The organism is Streptomyces flavofungini (assembly GCF_030388665.1).
GTDB classification, from domain to species: domain Bacteria; phylum Actinomycetota; class Actinomycetes; order Streptomycetales; family Streptomycetaceae; genus Streptomyces; species Streptomyces flavofungini_A.
This window is the reverse complement of the sequence record NZ_CP128846.1, coordinates 9,060,482-9,083,892: the sequence shown is the minus strand read 5'-3', so window position 1 is coordinate 9,083,892 and position 23,411 is coordinate 9,060,482. Positions and strand designations below refer to the sequence as shown.

The 23,411-nt window shown below is 73.0% G+C and carries 19 protein-coding genes; 15 read left to right on the top strand and 4 right to left on the bottom strand.

Annotated elements, in window-relative coordinates; translation table 11 throughout:
• Nucleotides 1–310 precede the first annotated feature (310 nt).
• The 12 genes from QUY26_RS39395 to QUY26_RS39340 all read left to right on the top strand — a co-directional run bounded on the left by QUY26_RS39395 (nt 311) and on the right by QUY26_RS39340 (nt 10,904).
• Nucleotides 311–706, top strand: coding sequence for a 4'-phosphopantetheinyl transferase superfamily protein (locus tag QUY26_RS39395; protein ID WP_289955312.1), 396 nt, complete (start codon nt 311–313; stop codon nt 704–706).
• Nucleotides 703–1,806, top strand: a complete 1,104-nt coding sequence (locus tag QUY26_RS39390; RefSeq protein WP_289955310.1) for an ACP S-malonyltransferase — start codon at nt 703–705, stop codon at nt 1,804–1,806. Before QUY26_RS39395 ends, QUY26_RS39390 begins: the two co-directional genes overlap by 4 nt.
• A gap of 1 nt (nt 1,807) precedes the next feature.
• Nucleotides 1,808–2,554 (top strand): 3-oxoacyl-ACP reductase FabG, encoded by a 747-nt coding sequence (gene fabG, locus QUY26_RS39385; RefSeq protein ID WP_289955307.1) that lies wholly within the window; start codon nt 1,808–1,810, stop codon nt 2,552–2,554.
• Between the two features lie 79 nt (nt 2,555–2,633).
• Nucleotides 2,634–2,921: an acyl carrier protein gene (locus QUY26_RS39380; protein ID WP_289955304.1), complete on the top strand. Its 288-nt coding sequence runs from the start codon at nt 2,634–2,636 to the stop codon at nt 2,919–2,921.
• Entirely contained in the window at nt 2,918–3,412 is a 495-nt protein-coding gene (gene fabZ, locus QUY26_RS39375) for a 3-hydroxyacyl-ACP dehydratase FabZ (protein ID WP_289955302.1), read from the top strand. Before QUY26_RS39380 ends, fabZ begins: the two co-directional genes overlap by 4 nt.
• A gap of 112 nt (nt 3,413–3,524) precedes the next feature.
• Nucleotides 3,525–4,544, top strand: coding sequence for a glycine cleavage T C-terminal barrel domain-containing protein (locus tag QUY26_RS39370; protein ID WP_289955301.1), 1,020 nt, complete (start codon nt 3,525–3,527; stop codon nt 4,542–4,544).
• 58 nt (nt 4,545–4,602) lie between these two features.
• Nucleotides 4,603–7,086 (top strand): beta-ketoacyl-[acyl-carrier-protein] synthase family protein, encoded by a 2,484-nt coding sequence (locus QUY26_RS39365; protein WP_289955300.1) that lies wholly within the window; start codon nt 4,603–4,605, stop codon nt 7,084–7,086.
• Nucleotides 7,086–7,463, top strand: a complete 378-nt coding sequence (locus QUY26_RS39360) for a hypothetical protein (protein WP_289955298.1) — start codon at nt 7,086–7,088, stop codon at nt 7,461–7,463. The genes QUY26_RS39365 and QUY26_RS39360 overlap by 1 nt, the downstream gene beginning before the upstream one ends.
• Entirely contained in the window at nt 7,460–8,209 is a 750-nt protein-coding gene (locus tag QUY26_RS39355) for an SDR family NAD(P)-dependent oxidoreductase (RefSeq protein WP_289955295.1), read from the top strand. The genes QUY26_RS39360 and QUY26_RS39355 overlap by 4 nt, the downstream gene beginning before the upstream one ends.
• Nucleotides 8,210–8,257: 48 nt before the next feature.
• Nucleotides 8,258–9,820, top strand: a complete 1,563-nt coding sequence (locus QUY26_RS39350; protein ID WP_289955293.1) for a DHA2 family efflux MFS transporter permease subunit — start codon at nt 8,258–8,260, stop codon at nt 9,818–9,820.
• Nucleotides 9,821–9,994: 174 nt separating this feature from the next.
• Nucleotides 9,995–10,330: a hypothetical protein gene (locus tag QUY26_RS39345; RefSeq protein ID WP_289955290.1), complete on the top strand. Its 336-nt coding sequence runs from the start codon at nt 9,995–9,997 to the stop codon at nt 10,328–10,330.
• Nucleotides 10,331–10,541: 211 nt separating this feature from the next.
• Entirely contained in the window at nt 10,542–10,904 is a 363-nt protein-coding gene (locus tag QUY26_RS39340) for a hypothetical protein (protein WP_289955288.1), read from the top strand.
• A 105-nt stretch (nt 10,905–11,009) separates the two neighbouring features.
• Here QUY26_RS39340 and QUY26_RS39335 read toward each other — a convergent pair whose 3' ends face one another.
• Nucleotides 11,010–13,907 carry an ATP-binding protein gene (locus QUY26_RS39335; RefSeq protein WP_289955285.1) on the bottom strand — a complete coding sequence of 966 codons (2,898 nt, stop codon included), beginning with the start codon at nt 13,905–13,907 and terminating at the stop codon, nt 11,010–11,012.
• Nucleotides 13,908–14,218: 311 nt separating this feature from the next.
• On the opposite strand from QUY26_RS39335, the gene QUY26_RS39330 reads away from it, so the two are divergent.
• The 3 genes from QUY26_RS39330 (at nt 14,219) to QUY26_RS39320 (ending at nt 17,623) form a co-directional block, all read left to right on the top strand.
• The gene (locus QUY26_RS39330; RefSeq protein ID WP_289955284.1) at nt 14,219–14,857 is read left to right on the top strand and encodes an ATP-binding protein; all 639 of its coding nucleotides are present in this window, start codon (nt 14,219–14,221) and stop codon (nt 14,855–14,857) included.
• A 391-nt stretch (nt 14,858–15,248) separates the two neighbouring features.
• On the top strand, nt 15,249–15,707 hold the full coding sequence (locus QUY26_RS39325; protein WP_289955281.1) for a helix-turn-helix domain-containing protein: 459 nt from the start codon (nt 15,249–15,251) through the stop codon (nt 15,705–15,707).
• Nucleotides 15,704–17,623 (top strand): AMP-dependent synthetase/ligase, encoded by a 1,920-nt coding sequence (locus tag QUY26_RS39320; protein WP_289955280.1) that lies wholly within the window; start codon nt 15,704–15,706, stop codon nt 17,621–17,623. The genes QUY26_RS39325 and QUY26_RS39320 overlap by 4 nt, the downstream gene beginning before the upstream one ends.
• A 10-nt stretch (nt 17,624–17,633) precedes the next feature.
• Here QUY26_RS39320 and QUY26_RS39315 read toward each other — a convergent pair whose 3' ends face one another.
• The 3 genes from QUY26_RS39315 to QUY26_RS39305 all read right to left on the bottom strand — a co-directional run bounded on the left by QUY26_RS39315 (nt 17,634) and on the right by QUY26_RS39305 (nt 23,405).
• On the bottom strand, nt 17,634–19,313 hold the full coding sequence (locus QUY26_RS39315; protein ID WP_289955278.1) for an ABC transporter family substrate-binding protein: 1,680 nt from the start codon (nt 19,311–19,313) through the stop codon (nt 17,634–17,636).
• A gap of 88 nt (nt 19,314–19,401) precedes the next feature.
• Nucleotides 19,402–22,467, bottom strand: a complete 3,066-nt coding sequence (locus QUY26_RS39310; RefSeq protein WP_289955274.1) for a dipeptide ABC transporter ATP-binding protein — start codon at nt 22,465–22,467, stop codon at nt 19,402–19,404.
• Nucleotides 22,464–23,405 (bottom strand): ABC transporter permease, encoded by a 942-nt coding sequence (locus QUY26_RS39305; RefSeq protein ID WP_289955272.1) that lies wholly within the window; start codon nt 23,403–23,405, stop codon nt 22,464–22,466. Before QUY26_RS39305 ends, QUY26_RS39310 begins: the two co-directional genes overlap by 4 nt.
• Nucleotides 23,406–23,411 lie beyond the last annotated feature (6 nt).

Genomic DNA, 23,411 nt, shown 5'->3' with positions numbered 1-23,411 from the left:
CCAGACAAGCCCAGAAGTCCCGCGCGGATCCCGAAGGTGTCCGCTACGTTTCACGGCTGGCGCGCACCTTTCGGCGGCCGGCCCGTGACGGCCCGGAATCTGACGCGCGTATGACGCCTCCTTTGACAGGCATTCGACGCCGACTTTAAGTTCATGCCGCCTGGAGGAGTTCCCCGGAGGCGATCCGAGCCATTTCCGTAGGGGAAACCAATTCCTTCTCCGAACTCGCCTCTTCCGAACGGGCGGAGACCAAGAAATGAGAATTCCAGACGGAGCCGGGAGCATTCCGGCGTCCTTTCAATCAGCGGGTGTGGACCTGGTGGACCTGCGCCGCTGGGAACTCGCCCTGGCACGCGGCGGGGAGGGCCTCGCGCGGCGGTACTTCACGCCAGGGGAACGGCACGCCGCACAGCACCTCGCCGGCGCGGACCGGACCTTCGTAGAGGTCCTCGGTCACCTCTTCGGCGTGAAGGAGAGCGTCGTCAAGGCGGCCGGTGGCCTGCCCGCCACAGGGCGCCTCGCGGACATCCACGTCGGCATCCCCCTCGAAGGGGACGCAGAGGAGCCCTGGCACGTGCGCCTGGGCGGCCCCCTCGGCGACTGGGCCCGCGCCGAACGGCTCGACGTCGTCGGGGCGTCGACGCGCCTCGAGTCCGGCATGGCCCTGGCGTGGACGGCGGCCCAGGCCGCGGGGCCGCGCTCATGAGCCCCACCGTGGCCTTCGTCTTCCCCGGACAGGGAAGCCAGTACCCCGGCATGGGTTACGAGATGGAGCGGTGGGGCCCCTGGACCGACGCCCTGGCGTGCCGGGCCGAGGACGCCACCGGGCTTCCGGTGCGCGCGCTGATGAAGCGCGCCGACGCCAGGGCGCTCACCGACCCCGAGGTGGCCCAAGTCCTCGTCCTGACATGGTCCTTGGCCGCGCTGGAACACCTGCGCCGACGCGGCTGGACGCCCTCTGTGGTCGCCGGGCACAGCCTGGGCGAGTACACCGCGCTGGTGGCGAGCGGATGCCTCGACGAGAACACCGCGCTGTCCCTGGTCGCACGGCGCGGCCGGGCGATGGCGGACGCGGCCGCCGCGCGCCCGGGCGGCATGGCCGCGATCGTCGGCCTCGCACCGGAGGTCGTGCGCGGGCTGTGCGCCGACGCCTCGACCGCCGACGGGGTCGCGGTCGTGGCCAACTGGAACTCACCGCGCCAGACCGTGGTCGCCGGGAGCCGGGACGCGGTCGGGCGGGTCGCCGCCGCCGCGAGCGCCGCGGGCGCCCTGCGGGCCCGGGTGCTGCCCGTCGGCGGGGCCTACCACTCGCCGCTGATGGACAGCGCCCAGCACCGCCTCGTCGAGCACCTCGCGGACGTCGCGCTCGCCCCGCCCGCCGTCCCGTTGGTCTCCAGCACCACCGGGCTGCGGGTCACCGACATCGAGGCCTACCGCGAGGACCTGCTGACCCAGGTCGTCTCCCCCGTGCGCTGGCAGGACGTCATGCACACCTTGACCGCGTTCGGCGTGGACACCTACATCGAAGCGGGGCCCGGGCGCGTACTGCACGGCCTCGCCCGCGAGATGGCCCGCTCCGCACGCCACCTGACGACCGCGGACGCGCCGCGCCACACGCTCGCGCCGCCCGGAGCGCCGGGCCGCCCGTGCGCCGCTCCCCTCTCCAGCGCCGCTCTCTCCTCAACCACCGCTCGCCTCTCACACACAGCGCCCTCCTCAAACACCCCACCCCCTTCAGACGCTTCACCCCCTTCGAACACCGCACCCTCCTCAAGCGCCACGCCCTCTCAAGCAAGGAACAAGTGACGTGAGCGAACTTCAAGGACGCGTCGCCCTGGTCACCGGTGCCACCCGGGGCATCGGCCTGGCCGTGGCACTGGAGCTGGCCCGTGACGGGGCCACAGTCCTGATGAACCACCGCGGGAAGCCCGAGCAGGCCGCGGAGGCGCTGGCCCAGGTACGGGAGATCCAACCCGAGGCCCGGCTCCTGCGGGCCGACATCTCCGACACGGCCGCCATCGAGGACATGTTCCGCTCCATCAGGAACGACCACGGCCGTCTCGACGCCTTCGTCAGCAACGCGGGCATCACCGAGGACGGCTACGCCCTCATGATGGGCGAAGCCAAGTGGCGCAAGGTCATCGACACCAACCTCACCGGCGCGTTCCTGTGCATGCGTGCGGCGGCCCGCCTGATGGCGCGGCGCCGCGCGGGAGCCATCGTGACCGTGAGTTCGACGAGCGCCGTACGCCCCCCGGTGGGGCAGGCCAACTACGCCGCCGCCAAGGCCGGAACCATGGCCCTGACCCAGGCGCTCGCCAAGGAACTCGGCCCCCACGGCGTCCGCGTGAACTGCGTGGTGCCCGGCTTCATCGACACCTCGATGACCCGGAAGATCCCCACGGACCGCCTCGCGGAGAACCTGCGGCACGTGCCGCTCGGCCGCATCGGACGGCCCCAAGAGGTGGCGTCCGCCGTCCGGTTCCTCCTCAGCGACGCGGCCGCCTACGTCACCGGCTCCTCCCTCGTCGTCGACGGCGGCCTCATCTGTTAGCCCGCGACTCCACCAGCATTCCCCGCGCGACGGTTCCCCGTCGCGGCCCACACCCCAGCAACCCCCAAGGGAGAACACCATGGTGATGACACTTCACGAGGCGACCCGCCGAGCGGCCGCGCGGCAGGAGCTGTGCACGCGGGTCAAGGCCCTGCTGGTCGAACGCCTCGCGCTGAACGTCGACCCGAACTCCATCGGCGACGACCAGCCGCTGTTCGGCCGCGGCCTGGAACTCGACTCCATCGACACCCTCGAGCTGGCCATGGCGGTGGAGGACACCTTCGGCGTGACCGTCACCGACGACGACACCCACAGCCTGCTGTCGCTGAACCGCCTGGTCGACCACATCGAAGGCGCCCGCGCGTGACCACTCAGCCCTCCGCGCCGCCCACCGAGGCCGTGCTCGGCGCCGACGACATCGCCAGGCTGCTGCCGCACCGCTACCCCTTCTTCCTCCTCGACCGCGTCACAGCGCTCGACCCCGGCACGAGCGCGGAGGCCATCAAGAACGTCACCGCCTCCGACGCCGTCCTGGCCGGCCACTTCCCCGGCCGCATGCTCTATCCAGGAGTCCTCCTGGTGGAATGCGTGGCCCAACTGGCCGCCGTCATCTACGGCAGCGCCGCCGCCCGCTCGGCCACGGGCGAACTGGTGGCGGACGTCGCCGACCGGGTCGGCTACCTCGCCGAGATCCGCCAGGCCAAGTTCCTCAAACCCGTGCTCCCCGGCGACCAGATCACCGTACGCGCGCACAGCGGACCCCGCTTCGGCGGTCTGATCTCCGTCACGGGGCAGGCCTCGGTGGGCCGGGAGCTGGTGATGACCGCGCGCCTGGCCGTCACCGAACTCGCCCCGTGACACGGCCTCCGCACCCACCCGCCCCTTCGCACCCCACCTTCGCCGCCCCTGCCGGCGTTCCCCCGTGCTTCCCCTCACCAGCATCCGTCGAGCCACCTTTGGAGACGACACCATGACCACTCACCGCACCACCACCGACAAGGAGTACGCGGCCCTGCGCCAGGGCGCCGGTCTCGTCGACTACGACGGCGCGGGCCTGCTGACGGTCACCGGGCCCGAGGCCACGGCCTTCCTGGGACGGGTCGGCACGCGCGGCGTCGACTTCCTCCTCGAAGGCCAGAGCACCTCGTCGCTGCTCCTGCGCGAGGACGGCACCATCGTCGCCGAAGCGCTCATCCACTGCCGCGGCACCGACTACCTCCTGGAGATCTGGCCGGACCAGGCCCCCGCCGCCACCGCCCACCTGCTGGCGGCCGCCGACGGCCGTACCGGTGTCACCGTCGAGGACATCGGCACCCGGTTCACGGTGCTCGGCATCGAAGGCCCCACCTCTTTCAAGATCGCGCAGCAGTACCTCGACTTCCCCATCGCCTCGCTGTCCTACCGCAGCTGCACCGCCGTCACCTGGGCCCAGACGCCGGTGATGCTCTCCCGAACCGGCGTCACCGGCGAGTACGGCTACAAGTTCCTCGTCCCCGCCGACCAGGCGGCGTCCCTGCGCGCCGAGCTCATCGCGCGGGGCGCCGTGGAATGCGGCAGGGAAGCGCTCGACATCTGCCGCATGGAAGTCCGCTTCGCCAACCACGAGAGCGAGCACACCGGCGGTCCGGTCACCCCGTACGACATCGGTCTGCAGTGGATGCTCGACCCCGATCTGGACCACACCGGGCGGAAGGCCCTGGACGGGCGGCGCCGCCACGCGCACCGCTCGCCCGTGTGCTGGATCGCCGGTCCCGGCCTGGAGGCGGCGCCCGCCCGAGGCACCGCCGTCGCGGTCGAGGACGCCGCCGTGGGAACCGTCACGCACTGCGTGTGGTCCCCCCGACTCGGCCGCTTCATCGGTACCGCCGCCGTCGACCAGGGCGTGGCCGCCTCGGGCCAGGACTTCCACCTGGAGGGCAGCGGAGCGGCGGTGCGCACCGTGTCCGCGCCCTTCCTGACGGCGACCAGTCTCGGCGTCCCGCTCGACTGAGCCCGTCAGCACACAGCCTCATCCCCATGTCAGTGGCAGCAGCGAACAGGAGAAACCCTTGAGCCCCAGCCAACGGCGCCAAGAGAGCGTCGCCGTCACCGGAATCGGCATCAGTTGCGCGCTCGGCACGGGCGCGGAACAGGTCTGGCGGGCCGTGCGGAGCGGCGCCAGCGGCATCGGCAAGGCCCAGCGCCTCGATGTCTCCACGCTCAGCTGCCGCTACGCGGGCGAGGTGCGGTCGGTGCCCGCCGACGTGCCCCGCACCGGCATCCGGCCCGACCGCGCCACGCGCCTCGCGCTGGCCGCCGTGAGCGAGGCCGTCGAGGGCGCGGACCTGCGCCTGGCCGACCACGACGCCTACCGGGTGGGTGTGGCCGTCGGCACCTCCGTCGGCGGCCTCGAACACGGAGAGCGGTTCCACTGGGACATCCTCAGGGACGGCCCCACCGCGGGCGCGCGCCACCAGCTCACCAGCTATCCGCTGTACACCTCGGCGGACGCGATCAGCGTGGCCTTCCGGCTCCGGGGACCGAAGGTGGTGCTGTCCAACGCCTGCGCGGCCGGGTCCAACTCGATCGGGTACGCGGTGGACGCCATCCGCGAAGGCCGGGCGGACGTCATGATCGCCGGTGGTGTGGACGTGCTCGACATCCTCTCCCTCGCCGGGTTCGACAGCCTCAACGCCCTGGACACCGAGCCCTGTGCGCCGTACTCGCGCAGCACCGGCACCAGCCTCGGCGAGGGAGCCGCCTTCCTCGTCCTGGAGGCGGAGTCCCTCGCCCGGGAGCGCCGCGCCCCCACCCTCGGCTACGTCCTCGGCTACGCGACCACCAGCGACGGCTACCACGCCACGGCCCCCGACCCGGCAGGCAACGGCGCCTACCGGGCCATGCGCCGCAGCCTCGCCCAGGCCTCCCTGGCCCCCGAGGACGTCGACTACGTCAACGGTCACGGCACGGGCACCCCGACCAACGACAAGGCCGAGACCAAGGCGGTGGCCGACCTCTTCTCGCCCGCGGCCCCGGCCCCCATGAGCAGCACCAAGTCCCAGGTGGGCCACATGCTCGGGGCCGCCGGTGCCATGGAGGCGGCCATCTGCGTCCTGGCGCTGCGCGACGGGATCCTGCCGCCCACCGTCAACGTCACCGAGCCCGCCGACGTCCCCCGCGACATCGTCGCCAACCACGCCCGCCCGCACCTCCTGGACGTCGTCGTCTCCAACTCCTTCGCCTTCGGCGGCAACAACTGCTCCCTCGTCCTCGGCCGTCGTCCCGTGCCTCCTGCGGACGTCCCCGACCACCGCGTGGTCATCACCGGAGCGGGGCCCGTCACCGCGCTGGGCAGCGGCCGACGGGACTTCCTCGACGCGCTGCGCGCGGGTGCCAGCGCGGTCGGGGACGCCCGCCTCACCGATGTGTCCCTGTCCCGCACCCGCCGGGTCGCGGAGCTCGACAGCGCCGCGTGCCGACGTCACGTCGACCCGGCCTACGCGCGCCGCCTCGACCAGATCGGCCTGCTCACGCTCGCCGCCAGCCGTCTCGCCGTCGGCGACGCCGGTCTGCGCATCAGCAAGGCCAACGCCGAACGCGTCGGCATGGTCTTCGGCACCTTCAGCGGGCCCATGCAGACCGTCGCCCAGCTCAGCGAGACCATCGGCACCGTGGGCCCGCACCGGGTCAACCCCCGCCTCTTCCCCAACTCGGTGATGAACGCGGCGGCCGGTCACGCCTGCCTCGCCCTGCGGATCCGCGGCCCGCTGTCGACCCTGGCCACCGGCTGCGTCTCCGGCCTCAGCGGCCTGGGCTACGCCGCCGACCTCGTGCGGCGCGGGGAGGCCGACGTCATGCTCGCGGTCAGCGCCGACGAGCTCACCCCCCTGCTCCACGGCGGCTTCGACCGCCTGGGCCTGCTCTCCGACGACGCCCCCCGCCCCTACACCGCCCCGGCCGGCGGCACCGTGCTGGGCACGGGCGGCGCCGCGCTCGTCGTGGAGTCCCTGGAACACGCCCTGGAGCGCGGGGCGACGATCCTCGCCGAGGTCAAGGGCCACGCGGTGACTTCCGACGCCTACCGCGTCGCCGGGAACGACCCCTCCGGGCGGGCCTGGGCCGAGAGCTTCACCCGCGCCCTCGACCACGCGGGTCTGACCGCCGACGACATCGGCACCGTGTACGGGGACGCGCGCGGCACGGCCGCCATCGACACCGCCGAGGCCGCCGCCGTGACCCGGGTGTGGCAACCCGGGCAGGTCAGGCTGAGCAACCTCAGCCCGTACGTCGGGCACGTGCACAGCACCACCTCCATGATGTCCGCGGTGTGCGCGATCGAGACCGTGCGCAGCGGCTGGAGCCCCGATGTCCCCGCGCCGTCAGCCTCCACGCCGTCGTCGCCGTCCACGCCGGGGCCCGTCGACGCCTACCTCCGTACGAGCGCCGACGCCGGCAGGGCGTGTCTGGTCACGGCGGCCAACTGGGGCGGCACGTACGCCTCCCTCGTGCTCGCGCCGTACGACGGCCCGGCGGCGAAGACGGCGGTGCGGTGATGGCGGCACACGCCCTCGTCCTGCTCCCGCCCGAGCGGATCGCCGCCGCGGACTCCGCGTGCTGGCACGACTGGCTCACCCCCGAGGAGATCTCCTTCAGCCGCGGCTTCCGCCGCGCGCACGAGCACCTGGCGGCGCGGAAGGCCGCCAAGCTCGCCGTCGCGTCGCTCCTGGACGTGGCGGCCGACCCCGGGTTCTGCCGGGCGGTCGGTGTGCTCCGGGCGCCCGGCAGCGGACCGGTGATCCGGCTCGGCGGCGCCCTCGGGGAGCTCCTGGGGACGCGGGCCCTGCCGCACCCCCGTGTCTCCCTGACGCACGCCAGGGGCCACGCGGCGGCGCTCGCCTGGCTGCCGGTGCCGAAGGCGGGCGGGCGGTGACCGCGGGCAGCCAGGTCGCCCTCGTCACGGGCGCGCTGGGCGGCATCGGCCGGGCCGTCACCGAGCACTTCCTCGCGCACGGCATGGGGGTGCTGGTGACCGACCTGGACGGCGACGCCTGCCACCGGGCCGCGGTGGAGCTCAACACGGCGGGCGGGCCCGGCCGGGCGCTGGGCTGCGCGCTCGACGTCACCCAGCCCGAGGCGTGGGACCGCGTGACGCGGCTGGCCCGCCGCCGCTTCGGCCGACTGACCGTGCTGGTCAACAACGCCGGAGCGCTGGCGCACCAGCCGCTGGAGGGCACGGGCGAACAGGAGTGGGTGCGCGTGGTCCGCGTCTGCCAGCGGGGCACGTTCCTCGGCATGAAGGCCGTCGCCCCGTGCCTGCGCTCCGCGGGCGGCGGCGCGATCGTCAACGTCGCCTCGGTGTACGCGCTCGTGGGCTCCGGCGCCTCGTTCGCGTACCACGCGGCCAAGGGCGCCGTGCGCTCCATGACGACCGCCGCGGCCGTCGAGCTCGCGCCCGGCGGGATCCGGGTGAACGCCGTCTACCCCGGCATGGTCGCCACGGCCATGACCGGCACCGCCCCGGCGCTGTTCGTGGAACGGGCCATCGACGCGACGCCGCTGCGCCGTGTCGCCCGCCCGCAGGAAGTGGCGGCCGCGGTCGGCTTCCTCGCCTCGCCCGCCGCCTCCTACGTCACCGGCGCCGAACTCGTCGTCGACGGCGGCTACAGCGCCCGGTGAACGCCCCGACCAACGCTCCCGCCTCCCTTCCGAAGGATCGTGGCACCCATGCCCCCTGCGTCTCCCCGTCGGCCGTGGCTGATCCTCGCCGTGCTGTGCGTGGGCTTCTTCGCGATCACCATGGACACGACGATGGTCAACGCCGCCGTCCCCGTCATGATCAGCGAGTTCGACGCCGGTCTCGCCGAGGCGCTGTGGGTGGTGAACGCCCACGTCCTGACGTACGCCGCGCTGCTCATCACGGCGGGGCGGCTGGGCGACCGCTTCGGCCCCAAGCGGCTGTACTTGGTCGGCCTGACGGTCTTCACGCTCGCGGCCGCCGGGTGCGCGACGTCCGACAGCATCCACGAGCTGACCGCGCTGCGCGTGGTCCAGGGCCTGGGCGCCGCCCTGCTGACGCCGCAGACGAGCGCGTTCATCACGGTGCTGTTCCCACCGCGCCGGCGCGGCGCGGCGTTCGGCGTCTGGGGCGGGGTGATCGGTCTCTCCGCCGTGGCGGGCCCCCTGGCCGGTGGCGCTCTGATCGCCCTCGCGGGCTGGGAGTGGATCTTCCTGGCCCATCTGCCCGTCGGCGCCGTCGCCTTCGTCCTCGCGGCCGTGTTCGTCCCGGATCACCGCCCGCGCGTACCGCATCGCTGGGACGTCACCGGCACGCTCTTGGTGACGTCCGGCCTGGGCGCGTTCTGCTATGGGCTCTTGGAGTGCGGCCGCCCGGGCGGCGCGGTGTCGGCCGCCTCCGGGGCCTGGGTGGGTGTGGGGGTGGCCCTGTTGGTCTGCCTCGTCGCGCAGCAACGGCGGGCGCGCGGCGAGCCCTTGGTGCCGCGGGCTCTGTACCGCGCTCCCGCGTTCGCCGGGGCGTCCGCCATCGGCGCCGGGGTGCACTTCGCCGTGCTCGGCACCGTTCTGCCGCTGCTGCTCTACCTCCAGAGCGTCCTGGGGCACGAGCCGCTCGCTGCCGCGACGATCACCGCTCCCTCGGCGCTGGCCGTCGGTGTCGTCGCCGTCGTGGTGGGACGCTGGAGCGTGGGCGCGCGCACCGGGCGGCTCCTCACCTTCGGGCTGCTCCTCTACGCGGCGGGGCTCGCCCTCACCGTCCTGTGGGCCCGCCCCGGCATGAACGCCTGGCAGCTGCTCCCTCCGATGCTGATCGCCGACGCGGGCATCGGCTGCACCCTCGCCCCCGTCACGGCCCTCGCCCTGCACCACGTCGCCCCGGCCCTCGCGTCCGGCGCGTCCGGCGTGCTCAACACCGCCCGCCAGCTCGGCGGCGTCCTGGGCGGGGTCGCCGTCGGCTCCTTCCTGCGCCTGCGGCTGGCCGCCGAACTACCGGCGCACGCCCACGACGCCGCGAAGGACCTTCCCGCACGGCTGCGCGCACCCTTCACCGACTCCCTGCTGTCCCGCGCCGGCGACGGCCTCGCGCGGCCACCGGCCCCCGCCGGTCTTTCCCCGTACGAGACCGCCCGCTTCACCGACTTCGCCGACGCCGCCTTCCAGCACACGTTCCTCAGTGCCTGGCGCACCACGATGACGCTGCCCATCGGTGTCCTGCTGCTCTGCTGCCTGTTGAGCCGTCGTCTCTCCCGCTCGCCTGTCCGTCGCGCTCCGTGAACGCGCGCGGCCCGCGAGACGCGCGGAATTCCCGACGCCTTCTGTCTTCCGGACACCGACGCAAGGTACGGGACAGAATTCCACGGGACCAATGGGCGATAACTAACCTGACCGAGGGGCGAAAAGAAAAGCCCCTTCGCGATTCCCCTCATGAATACAGAAAGAAGGACACCCATGCGCGACACCTCCAGCAAGGTCAGCCGCTTCCTCGTCGCCGCCGCTCTCGTGGGCGCGGTGGGCGTCGCGGTCGCGGGTCCCGCGCAGGCGGCCGCTCCGGCGCCCGCCTCCGCCGCCAGCGCCGCTTCCCAGGGTCAGTACGTGCACTTCCAGGGGAAGCTCACGGCCGTGGCGGAGGACCACGTCAAGGTCGCCACGGGCGGCACGGTGGTGACCGTGCTGATCACCGCTGACGCCTACTGGATCGGCCGCCTGACGGTCGGCGCCCAGGCGGACGTCACGGCCACCCTCAAGGACGGTGTCCACACCGCCCGGGTGATCGCCACCTGGTAGGCCGGTGCGGCGGGCCGCCGTGCGGAGCCGTCACTGGAGCCCGGGACCCGCGCAAGCGGATCCCGGGCTTTCCCATTACCTGGCGAGCAGCCAGGTAATGAATTTCCCGAACACCGAAAGGAGAGCGAAACATACCACCCCCCTCAAACAGCGGAAGGATATGTTTCGGGGCGTCGGGAAATCGACATCAATCGACATCAAGGAGTGCGTCATGAGGAGATCCCAGAACATGCTGGTCAAGCTCGCGTCGGTCGTCATCGGACTGGTCGGCGTCCTGGGGGCCTTCACGTCGACGGCGCAGGCGGCCGCGGCCGAGCACCCGCGGGTGACGTCAGTCAGCGCCCCGGCCGCCGGCACGGCCGTGAACCAGGCCCAGGTCAGGTGGTTCTCCGGCAAGATCACCGCGTTCAAGGACGACTACCTGGAGCTCGCGACGGCGCAGGGGCAGATGCGCTTCAGCCTCCGGTACGGCGCCGAGTACTACGGCCCCATGCGTGTGGGCGTCCAGGCGCGGGTGGAGGCGACGCTCGTTGACGGCGAGTGGCACGCCAAGCGGATCTACGCCCGCGCGTAGCGCGCACGGATCGAGCGCGGCCTCTGCCGGAGAAGGCTCCGGCGGAGGCCGCTTCGTGTCCCCACCGCCCGCTCCGGCGAGCCGGGCCGCCGTGGTGACCGGGACTCAGCCGGGCCGGCCGTCGCCGAGGTGGGCGTCGAGGGCCACGGACACCTCGGCGCGGGTGTCGACCCGGAGCTTCTTCAGCGTCCGGGCGACGTGATGCTCGACCGTGCGCACCGAGAGGCAGAGCGCCTGGGCGATGTCACGGTTGCTGGCGCCTTCGGCGAGCAGCCGGGCCACCTCGACCTCGCGCGGCGAGAGGTCCTCGCCGTAGCCGCGCCGCCCGGGGGTGGCGGGGCGTTTGACACCCGCCTGCCGCAAGGCGTGGCGGCACCGGGCGACGTCCGCGGTGGCCCCCAGCCTGCTGTACGTGGCGAGCGGTTCGTCGAGCGCGGCGGGTTCCAGCGGTGCACCCGCACCGCCGCGGCACCGGGCGAGCAGTTCGGCGGCCCGGGCCGCGGGGTAGGGCCGGCCGATGGTCCGCCACTTGTCGCGGGCCTCCTCGAACCACCGGGCCGCGCTCTTCGGATCGCTGTCCTGTTCCAGTTCCCCGCGAGCGACGCAGAGTTCGGCGTCGGCGGCCGGGGCGATGTGGCCGACCCGCGCCGCCAGGGCCTCCTCCACCAGGCTCCGCGCCTCCTCACAGCGGCCGGTGGCCAGCCCCGCGCGGACGGCCGCCTGGATCGTTCCCAGTGGCTTGTACCAGAGACCGGCGGAGCGCAGCAGCCGGATCGCCGGTTCGAGCACGTCCCACGCCTTGTCCGGCTCGTCACGGGCGAGATGGACCTCGGCGGTCGCGGCCGCCGAATGCAGCGCGCACACCGTTCCGCCGATGCGCTGGCCGGCGTGGCGGGCGAAGTCCAGGTGCTCCATCGCCGTGCCCCACTGTCCCTTGGCCACCGCCACGCTGCCGCAGACGAGGGCCTGTTCCCGCTGGGCGATCGCCATGTCGGGGCAGGACGTGTTCAGTTCCTCGAAGCCCTCCTCCAGACGGGACCACGAGCCCGCGAACCAGTCCCATCGCAACAGCTGCGTCCGGGCGAAGCACTCCAGGGACGGGTTGACACCGTCGGCCGTGAGCCGGGCCACCTCGCGCAGGAGCGCTCCCGCGCGCCCGTCCTCCCCCCGGTTCAGGGAGTTCGCCCCGACGTTGTACAGGCCGATGAGGCGCTGTCTTCGCACCTCGGGATGCGTGCAGGAGCGCGGCAGGGCGTCAACCGTCTCCCAGAGGCGGGTGTGGCCGTTCCGCGCCATCAAGAACAGCTTCGCGGACTCGAGTTCGGCGAGGCGGCCCTCGTCCTCACAGCCCCGGAGCGCCTCCTCGGCCCGGACCACCCAGCGGTCGATCTCCGCGGGTGTCTGCGTCCGCTCGTAGAAGATCGCGCTGAGCATGCCGGACGCCGCGAGCGCGGGCCACGGCTCGAGTTCTTCCAGTGCCGTCATCAACTCGCGGTACGAGGCCACGTCGCCGGCGTGGTTCATGAGCACCGCGGCGAGCGTCAGCCGCACCCGGCCGCGGGTCTGGACGGGGAGGGTGGGGTCGTCCACGAGCCGCCGCATGATGGCCAGGTGGTGCCCGAAGCGCGTGAACTTGTGCGCGATGTCGCACAGGGCGAGGGCGACGCGTGACCGCACCTCCGGCAGCACGCCCTTCTCACCGAGGATGCCGTGCAGGAGCTGCGAGGCGATGCCGTCGTCGCCCACGCTGACCGCTTCCCCGGCCGCCTCCTCCGCCTCGCGCAGCCAGGCCTCCTTGTCCCCCAGCGCCTTGGAGTGGTGGGCGATCTGGACGAGCGCGGGCTGCCGCTGTCCGCGCAGGGCGCTGTGGGCCCGCTGGTGCAGGCTCAGGCGTCTGGGGCCGGGCAGGTCTCCGTACACGGCCTGCTGCGCGAGCACGTGGCGGAAGGCGTAGGTCGCGGACTCCGGCTCGTGCAGGAGCGAGCGGTGCAGGGCCTGGGTGAGCGCGGCGGTGGCCTGCTCGGCCTCGAGCCCGGCCACCTGCGCGAGGACGTCCTGGGCCGCGGGGACCGCGAGGACGGCCGCCGCCTCCACGAGGCGGGCGGCCGGTTCGGGCAGTTCGGCCAGCCGCTCGTGGACGGCTTCGCGCAGGGAGCGCGGCGCAGGGGACCTGCCCAGGAACTCCATCTCCTGTTCGAGGCCTTGGGAGGCGCTCCGCCTGCGCCGGTCCAAGAGCGTGAGCAGGTCCTCCTCCACCACCAAGGGGAGTCCGGCGCTGCGCCGGTAGAGCACCCGCCCCAGGGAGTGGCCTGCCACGCGTCCGACGACGCCCGTCGCCAGGGCCGTGACCTCGTCCGCGGTCAGCGCCTGGAGCCGGATCTCGCCGCCCGCCACGCCGATCGGCCTTCGGTAGGCGCTGCCGAGCACCGGTTCGGCGGGCGGCAGGTCCTCCGCCCGGTAGGTCAGGACGAGGCCGAGGCCGCTCGGCGGTTCCCGGGCGATGAGGAGCAGCAGTTCACGCGTGGCCTCGTCGGCCCAGTGCATGTCCTCGATGACCAGCACCACGGGACCGGCCGCCCGCAGGACAGCCCGGATGCCGAGGACCAGCCGGAGGCGCTCGGGCATGGCCGTGGCCGGCTGCCGGGAGTCGTCGATCCGGGCGGCCAGGCCCGGCAGGTACGTGGCCAGCGTCGCGGTCTCGGGAGGCAGGAGGCAGTCGGCGGGGAGGTGCTCGGCGACCCTGCCGAGGGCTTCGAGGACGGGGCCGTAGGGGAACGGCTCGCGCAGGGGGTGGCACAGTCCCGTCGCCACCCGCGTACCGGAGGTGGTCAGGAGGTGTTCCGCTTCGCGGACCAGGCGTGACTTCCCGGAGCCGGCCTCGCCCTCGACCATGACCACGGAGGGCAGGTTCCGCAGGAACGTGACGAGGTCTTCGAGCTCCCGCTCACGGCCGACCAGAGCGAAGCCGTTCTTCCGCATCCACGGGACGTCCGCGGAACTCACCGCCTGAACCACCGGTTCTCGTCCTCTGCAGGATGTGGCCGGGCGCATCTGCCCGGCCACTGGTCAGACGTCCAGCTTAGCCAGCGGCGCCCCACCCGTGAGGCCCGATTCCGGGCGCACGGAAGCGGATTCGAGCAGCCGCGCGCTCCCTGGCGCCTGACGGCTCCGTACGCGAGCGCCCTCGGAATGCGTGCCACTCGCCGTCCTTTAGGTGACGCCCCGCATTGAACCCCTATCTATCCGCGCGGTCCTCTGGATGTCGACAGGCGCGATCCCTCACAACTCGGCCCAGCGGAACCGAGGAGGCAGAGATGACTCCGTTCGTCGACCACGTCGGCAACGTCAGCAGCAGCATCAGCACCGGGGCACCGGAGGCCAGGCCCGCACCCGACGCCCGGGCCGAGCACAGGCGGGGCGGGCGCTCCCCCGGCTCGGCGCCCCCGGCGGCCGCCGCGGAGGCATCCGCACGCCACACCGAGGCCGCCCCCGACGGCCGGGGAACGGGGCGGCCCACGGGCTTCCGGGCCCTGCGGCTCAGGCTGCCCGCCGTCGTCGGCGCGGTGCCCGGCGCCCGCCACCGGGTGCGCCGCTCCCTGATCGAGTGGGGGTGGGCCGACCAGGCGGACACCGTGGAGCTCCTGTTCTGCGAACTGCTGTCCAACGCCGTCAAGCACACGCCGAAGAGGCCGCGGGGCGCGGAGGGCACGGAGACGGTCGAGGTCAGCGTCCGCCAAGGGCACGAGTGGCTCCTCGTCACGGTCGACGACGCGGGGAGCACGGGCACGCCCGCAGTCTCCGGCTGCCCCGCGCGATCAGACGCCCCCGTGGACGGGCTCGCCGAGAACGGCCGGGGCCTGCTGCTGGTGGAGGCGATGGCTTCGGCCTGGGGCTGCCGCAGGACCCGGAAGGGGACCAGCACCTGGTTCACGCTGGACTTCCCCGGCTCCTGACGCCGTCAGCGCGCCCCCGCACGGCCGGGCGCCGCGAGGCCAGGCTTCCGCCCGCCGTGGACACCTCACGGCGGCCGCCCCCGCCGTGACCGCCGCGCCACGAGCGTCCCCGTGAACGCCCCGCCGTGAACACCCCCGTGGAAGCCCCACCGTGAACGAACACCCCGTCCGGCGATCCGCCCCCGCGAAGAGCACACGTCCCCCAGCGGCACAGGAAGACCTACCCATGATCCGTACCCCCGCACCGCTCCCCCACCCTCCACGGCCCGGCCGGCCGGCCACCCCGCCCGGGCGATCGCCTCACACCGCGGCGCCCGCCCCGGCCGGGCGCCGCGGCCTGAGCCGCACGACGGGTGGTATTCCGGCGCTGCGCTGGCCGGAGCAGGCCGCCGTGGTTGACGAGCTGCGCCTGCGCAAGGCGCCCCGGCTTCTCCTGGTGCTCCCCGGTGAGGAGCCTCCGACCACCCTGGATCCGCTGGAGGACTGGGTCCGGCTGCCGGTCGACGAGCGGGAACTACGGGTGCGCTGCGACACCTTGCGGGCCAGGGCCTCCTTGCGCAAACCGGTGATCGACGCGCACGACGTGCTGCGCTTCGCCGGGCGGCACCTGCCGCTGGCGGCGGGCGAGGCGGCGATCGCCCGACCCCTCATCGAGTCCTACGGGTCGGTGGTCAGCCGGGACGTACTGGCCGCGGGCCTCTGGCCGGACGACGAGACCGGTCGGCGCAACGCCCTGGACGTGAGGGTCTCACGCACGCGCCGTCGCCTCGCCCCTCTCGGCCTGGTGATCAGGACCCTGCGGCACCGGGGCTACTTGCTCCACGCCGACCTCGACGAAGGAGCGGTATGAACCTCCACGCCAACACCCCGATCGCCCGGGGCGGCCAGGACTCGTGCGGGGACGGCGGGGACGCCCCGGCCGCGCGCGGGATGACGCTGGCTCACCTCGCCCGCCACAACGCGGAGCTGTGGCCCAAGGCCCCGGCCCTGCGCTGGCGCGACGCCACCGGCGAGCGGCACCACATGACCTATGCCGAGGCCTGGGACACGAGCGAGAGCACGGCCCGCGGCCTGCTGGCGCTGGGGCTGGCTCCGGGCGATCGCGTGGCGGTGCTCAGCGGGCTGCGGCCCGAGTGGACGACGACGCTCCTCGCGGCCGCGACGGCGGGCCTCGTCGTGGTGTCCCTGCTGCCCTCCACGGTGCCCGAGGAGATCGTCCACGTCCTCGGCGACTGCGACGCCCGGGTGGTGGTGTGCGAGGACGCGGAGCAGCTGGCGAAGGTCGAAGCCGCGCGCGACCGCCTGCCCCGCCTGCGCCACGCCGTGCTGATGGACGCCCCGGCCGCCCCCGCGCGCCCGGGCCCGGCCCCTGCCCGCGTCGAACGCCCCGCCCCCGTCGGCCATCGGGCGCGCACGCTCACCCTCGACGAACTCCGGGCCCGGGGACGGGTCGAGGTCAGCGCGGCGGACCTGGCCCGACACGCGGACGCGGTGCGCGCGGACGACCTGCTGGTCATCATCTACACGTCGGGCACCACGGGCCCCAAGAAGGGCTGCGCCCTCAGCCACGGCAACTACGTCAGCGTCCTGCGGGCCCACCCCAAGCCGCCGCGCGCCCCCGATGCCACCGAGGACCACACCAACGGCACCGTCTTCGTCGTCACGGGCCCGCACACCATCGCGATGCTGATGCAGGTCCTGGCCTGGTGGTCGCGGTACACGCTCGTCTTCCGACGCGGCGGCCCCGACGACAGCCTCGTGGACGAGATCCGCGCCGCCCGGCCGCAGATCCTGCCGCTCGTGCCCCTGGCCCTGGAGCAGATCCACAGCGCGATCCTCGCGTCCTGGCCCGAGGAGGACACCGCCCTGATTCTGGAGGCGGCCCGGGCCGGCCTCGACGCGCGCGAGCGCGTCAGGCGCGGCGAATGCCTGCCGCCCCGCTTCCAAGAGTGGTTCGACGCGACGGAGAAGTCCCTGTTCGCCCAGGTCCGCGAGCACTTCGGGGGCGCGCTGCGACGGGTGACGGTATCGGGCGCTCCGGTGTCCCGGGAAGTCCTCTCCTTCTTCCTGGGCTGCGGCGTTCCCCTCGTCGAGTGCTACGGCATGACGGAGACGGCGGGGGCGGCCACCACCAACACCCCCGAGGCCTACCGGCTGGGGACCGTGGGCAGGCCCCTGCCCGGGGTCGACGTCGCCATCGCGCCGGACGGGGAGGTCCTGATCCGCGGCGCCAACGTCTTCCACGGCTACTGGGGCTACCACGAGGACGCGTTCGGTGTCGTCCGCGACGGCTGGCTGCACACCGGGGACCTCGGCACGATCGACGCGGACGGATACCTGACGCTCACCGGACGCAAGAAGGAACTGATCCAGCTCTCCCACGGCGTAGCGGTGACGCCCCACCCCGTCGAGAGCGAACTGCGCAGGCATCCGCTGATCTCCCAGGCGGTCGCCTACGGGGAAGGCAAACCGCACCTGGTGGTCCTGCTGACGCTCAACGAACGGTACGCCCGGAAGTGGGCGGCCGAACGTCACCTGCCCCCCGACATGGCCCACCTGCTGCGGGAGCCGGTCCTGCTGGGCGAGCTGACGCGGGTGCTGGACCGCGCGAACGCCACCTTGCAGGAGTACTACCGCGCCCAGGCGTTCACGGTCCTGGAGCGCGACCTGACGCTGGACGAAGGGGAGTTGACCGTCTCGATGAAGGTCGCGCGCCACGTCGTCCAGACCCGGTTCCGCGACGTGTTCGAGAACCTCTATCGGTGACCGCGGCCCGTCAGCGGGTGAAGCCGATGTCCTGGTAGACGACGGAGGCGTAGCCCTGGGCGCCCAGGTTGGCGAGGTCTTGTCGCGAGGCGACGACACCCGGCTCCTGGTAGAGGGGGATGGCGGCCGCCTCCCGCCAGATCAGGCGGTCGGCCCGGTTGATGAGGTCGAGGGCCTCGCCCTGGTCCGTCGCGGTCGCCGCCTCGTCGAGCAGCGCGTCGATCCGCGGCGTCCCGGTCCGTGCGAAGTTCAGCTGGATGTCCTTCCCCTTGGGCTTCACGTAGATGCTGCGGCTGACCGACACGGGGAAGGGCCTCTTGGTCCAGTTGAAGACCGTCAGGTCGAACTTCCCCGGGATGATGTGCCGTTCGAAGAGCGCCTTCTCCGGAACGAACGTGAGTTTCACCCGCGCGCCCACGTCGCGGAGCATGGCCTGGACGACCCGCCCTTCGTTCTGCAGCTCGTCGTTGCCGCTCACGGCCAGGTAATCGAGGGCGAGTTCCTTCCCGGCCTTCTTGCGGACGCTGCCGTCGAGGTGCCACCCGGCCTCGTCGAGTGCCGTGCGGGCCGCCGCGGGATCGTAGGTGCCGACCTGACCCGAGTTGTCGCGGTAGCCGTCCTGTTGGGGAAGGAGGAAGTGGTTGCCGAGGGGGCGCGCGTCGGCCGCGACGCCCTGGAGCGCGACCTGGGTGATCCGCCGGCGGTCGATGGCCCGCGCCAGCGCCCGCCGGACACGGGCGTCCTTCAGCAAGGGGCTCTGCCCGTTCATCGTCAGCTGGTGGTGGGTCGGGCTTCCGGCCCTGCGGATCTGCGCGTGGGGCGTGTCCCGCGCGGCTCGGTACGCGGCCGCCTTCACCCCGACGTCGAAGAAGTCGGCCTCTCCATTGGCGAAGGCCCCGGCGTGAGCGCCCGGGTCGAGGGCCCGGAACACGATCTTGTCGAGCAGCGGGCGGTCCCCCCACCAGGCGTCGTCACGCACCACGGTCAGCGTCTTCGCGGTCTCGTCCCGGTGGGCGAACGTGAACGGCCCGGCCGTGACCTTCGCTCCGCCCCGGTATCCGTTGTTGAAGCCCTGGGGGGTGCGGATGACGGACGCCGGGTAAAGCGGCGTGAACAGCGAGCGCCACTCCCCGAACGGCCTGGCGAAGTCCACGATGACCTCCCGGTCTCCCCCGGCTCCCCTGGACACCTTCGTGATCAGTTCGTAGCCGGTGTGGGACACCGCGTGGAAGGCCGCGTCCCTGCCGTTCTGCGCTCTCCAGTTCGCCTCGAAGTCCCGGTAGGTGAGCGGGGATCCGTCGCTCCAGCGTGCCTCCTTGTTGATGCGGTACGTGACCTGCTGTCGGCCGGATCGCACGCGGGACACGGCGGACGCGAGGTAGTCGGGGTCCGGTGCCACCCGGCCGCGGTCATCGCTCTTCATGATGACGGGCATCATCGACTCCATGACGCGCCGCGTGTCGACGTGGCCGCCGTCGAGATGGCGGATGTTGAGGTTCTCCTGGATCACGGTCAGCGGCCAGCTGAGCGTGCCCCCCTTCTTCAGGCCGGCCCGGTCCACGGGGTTGACCTGACTCGCGCCCGGTGGCTTCGACGAGGGTTCGTCCTCCTGGGTCGAGCACGCGGTGCCCAGCGAGGCGCAGACAGCGGCTGCGACCACCGTGGTGAGGACCTTACGGACGGGGTGCATGGCGTCGCCTCCTGTGCGCGTGCCGTTCGGTTCCACCGCTCCGGGCCGGGCGCGCTGTCCGGAGGTCGGCGGCTGCTGCTGGCGGCCCTCAGCCCCGGGCCTCGTGAGGGCCCGCGAAGTGACAGGCCACGGTGTGGTCCTCTCCCCACGCCGAGGGCATCGGGTCTTCGGTCGCGCAGCGTCGTTGCTGCTCGGCGGTCAGGTCGGCGTGGCGGGGGCAGCGGGGCCGGAAGTGGCACCCGGCGTCCGCGAGCCCCGGTGGCTCGTCGATCAGCGGAAGACGGGCCCTGGTCCGCTCCAGCCTGGGCTCGGGCCGGGGCACCGCCGAGAGCAGGACCTGGGTGTAGGGGTGGCCGGGCCGGGCGAGCACGGTGGCGGCGTCACCGTCCTCGACGACGCGTCCGAGGTGCATCACCGCGACACGGTCAGCGAGGTAGGCCGCGACGGCCAGGTCGTGGGTGACCAGGAGGCTGCTGAGCCCCAACTCCGCCTTCAGGCGGCGCAGCAGGTTGAGCACGGTCGCCCGTGCGGAGACGTCGAGCGAGGCGACGGGCTCGTCCAGCAGCAGGAGCCGCGGCCGCGGGGCCAACGCCCGTGCGATGGAGACCCGCTGGGCCTGACCGCCGGAGAGCTGTGCGGGGAACCGGTCGCGGTGCTCCGGGCCGAGGCCGACGAGGTCGAGCAGCCCGGCGACCCTGCGGGTGCTCGCGTCACGCGCGCAGCCGTACGCCGTCAGGGGCTCGGTAAGGATGTCCTCGACGGTCATGCGCGGGTCAAGGGCCGCGACGGGGTCCTGGAACACCATCTGCGCTTCCCGGAACGGCGGTCGCCCTCTTCCTGGCTTGGTACGGCGGATGTCCCGACCGGCGACCAGCACCGTGCCGCCCGTGTGGCGCCCGTGCGTCGGCGGTGGCTCCACGACCCGGCTCAGCAGGGTGGTCTTGCCGCTTCCCGACTCACCGACGAGGACGAGCGTCTCGCCCTGCCTGACGTCCAGGCTGACGCCGTCCACCGCCCGCACCAGGCCCGTCCTGGGCTGTCCCAGCGGGGATCGGCGGGCCGGGAAGTGGTGCACCACCCGGTCCATCCGCAGGACGACGGGCCGCTGCGCGCGCGTGGGCCGCTCCGGGCTCGCCTCGGCCCCCGTCGCGGCGGGGCGCGTGCGCGCCTTCGCGGCGGGTGGACCGTGGTGCCGCGGTATCGCGGTCTCCTCGCTGCGCAGACACGCCGTCGGATGGCCGACGCGGTGCCGTGTCTCCAGAGGGGGCTCCTGCTCGCGACAGGCCTCGACGGCCAGCGCGCATCGCGGGACGAACGGGCAGCCCCGCGGCACGAGCAGCGCGTTGGGCGGGCTTCCCTCGATGGGCGTCAGGGGGCCCTGGTCGACGTCGAGTCGGGGCAGCGCGCCGAGCAGTCCGATGGTGTAGGGCATCCGGGGCCGTTCGTAGACGTCGTCCACGGGGCCTTCCTCGACGAAGCGTCCCGCGTACATGATGTGGATGCGGTCGGCCAGGCCCGCCACCGCCGCCAGGTCGTGCGTGATGATGACGACGGCCGCGCCCGTGGCCGTGCGCGCCTTGCCGATCAGGTCCAGGATCTGGGCCTGCGTGGTCACATCGAGCGCGGTCGTGGGTTCGTCGGCCACGATGACCGCGGGGTCGTTGGCGAGGGCCATGGCGAGGGCGACGCGCTGGCGCATGCCGCCGGAGAGCTCGTGCGGGTAGGAGTCGACCCGCTGGGCGGGCTCGCGGATGCCGACCGTGTCCAGGAGTTCGACGGCCCGCCGCCGCGCCGCCGCCCGCGACAGCCGCTGGTGGACGCGCAGGGCCTCCGCGATCTGGTACCCGACGGAGTACACGGGAGTCAGCGAGGAGAGCGAGTGCTGGAAGACGATGGACAGGTCCTTGCCGCGGACCCGGCACAGGCCGCTCTCTTCCAGGGACAGGAGCTCCTGCCCGCGCAGGCGCACGGAACCGCGCACTTCCGCGTGCTCGGGGAGCAGGCCCAGTACAGCGGACGCGGTGACCGACTTACCGGCTCCGGATTCGCCTACGAGGGCCAGGACTTCGCCGGGGCGTACGTGGAAGGAGACTCCCCGCACCGCGTGGACGGTCCCGCCGGGACTCGGCAGGCGGACATGAAGGTCCCGCACCTCCAGTACCGGCGGGACGTGCCCGCGTGGCCGCTCCCTCACCGTGGGCCCGCCGCCCACGGCTGTGGCGCGCCCTTTCGGACCTCGCGTGAGCCGCGCCCCCGAGGCCTCCGGAGCGAGCGCGTCGCGCAGGCCGTCACCGATCAGGAACAACGACAGGCACAGCAGCAGCAGACACCCCGCCGGGGCGTAGAAGAGCCAGGGGTACGCCATCACGTTCGGTGTTCCCGAGGCGATGAGCGACCCGAGGGACACCTCCGGGGGACGCACCCCGAGGCCCAGGTAGGCGAGGCCCGCTTCGGCGATCACGGCGGAGCCGAACTGCAGTGTCGCATCGATGATCAGAAAGGAGGCCAGCGAGGGCACCACATGGCGGCGGATCACCGTCCGTGCGGGCAGCCCGAGGTGGCGGGCTGCCCGCACGAAGTCGCGCTGCTTCAGGGACCGGGTGCTGGTGCGTACGGCACGCGCGCTGACCATCCAGCTGAAGAGCGAGAGGAACACCACGAGCAGCAGCCACGTGGTGTCCTCGATGACCGGCGACAGGACAGCGACCAGGAGGAACCCGGGCAGTACCAGGAAGACGTGGATGCCCCCGAGCGCCACGCGGTCCGTCCAGCCCCCGGCGTAGCCCGCGACGGTGCCGATGACGATCGCGATCGCGGTGGAGAGGAGCGCGGTGAGCAGACCGACGGTCAGGGACCTCTGCGTTCCGCGCAGGACCAGGGCGAGGAGGTCCGCTCCCGCGCCGTCCGTGCCGAGGGGGTGGCTGCCGCTCGGGGGCCGGCGCAGGGCCGAGGCGTCGAGATCGTCGGGGTCCCAGGGATGGAACAGGGGCGCGCAGAAGGCCAGTGCGGCGAGGGCGAGGAGCAGCATCGTGCCGACGACTGCCGCCGGGTGCTTCCGCAGCGCGGTCAGGACCCGCGCGGCGCGGCGGTCCGCGTACCCGGGCGTCCGCGCCCGGGCCTCTCTCAGCAGGGCCCCTGGGTCGGGCGTGCTCATGGGATCCTGCTCCTCGGATCGAGAGCGAGGTGCAGGACGTCGGCGATCAGGGCGGCGGCGAGGACCAGCGCCGCGGTGAAGATCCCGACCGCCGCCACCACGTTCACGTCCTGGGCGAGCACGGCGTCGACGAGCCATTCCCCCATCCCGTGCCAGCCGAAGATCTTCTCGATGAAGAGGGCTCCGGTGAGGGTCAGCACCGCGTTGTATGTGAGCAGCGGCAGCAGTGGGAGGACCGCGACGCGCAGCGCGTGCCGGCGCAGGGCCGTGCGCCGGGAGAGTCCTTTGGCCCGGGCCGTGCGCACGAAATCCTCGTGCAGCACGTCGAGCATCGTGTTGCGCTGGTAGAGGCTGAACAGCGCGATGTGGAACGCGATCAGCGTGAGGCTGGGGAGCACGAGGTGCTGGGCTCTGCTGAGGAGTCTGTCCCAAGTTCCCGTCGCCTCCGGCGCGTACTCCCCGGTGTATTCGAGGACGCTGCTTCCCACCGCCTCGTTGATGTTCCTCGCCGCCAATTGCAGCGCGAGCGCGATGACGAAGACCGGAGTGGAGAGGACGGCGAAGGAGGCCAGGGTCAGGGCCCGGTCGCCCCGGCGCTCGCGCAGGGTGGCGCTCCAGGCCCCGAGCAGGATTCCGCCGACCGAACCGACGACGGCGGCGACCAGGACGAGTCGGACGCTCGTCATGGCCCGGCGCAGGAATTCCGGGCCCACGTCGGCGCCGGACACCTGGCGCCCCAGGTCTCCCTGGACGGCTCCCCGGACCCACCGCGCGAACCGTTCGACGGCCGGGGTGTCGGGGTTGAGGTTGTAGGCGTTCAGGACGGCCTCGACCTCCGCCGGGGACGGCGGCGGGTTGCGGTCGGCGTAGTTGGACCGGGGGTCCAGGCTCAGCGCGGCGAGGAAGTACGTGCAGGCGATCGCCACAAGGACGAGCACGAAGGT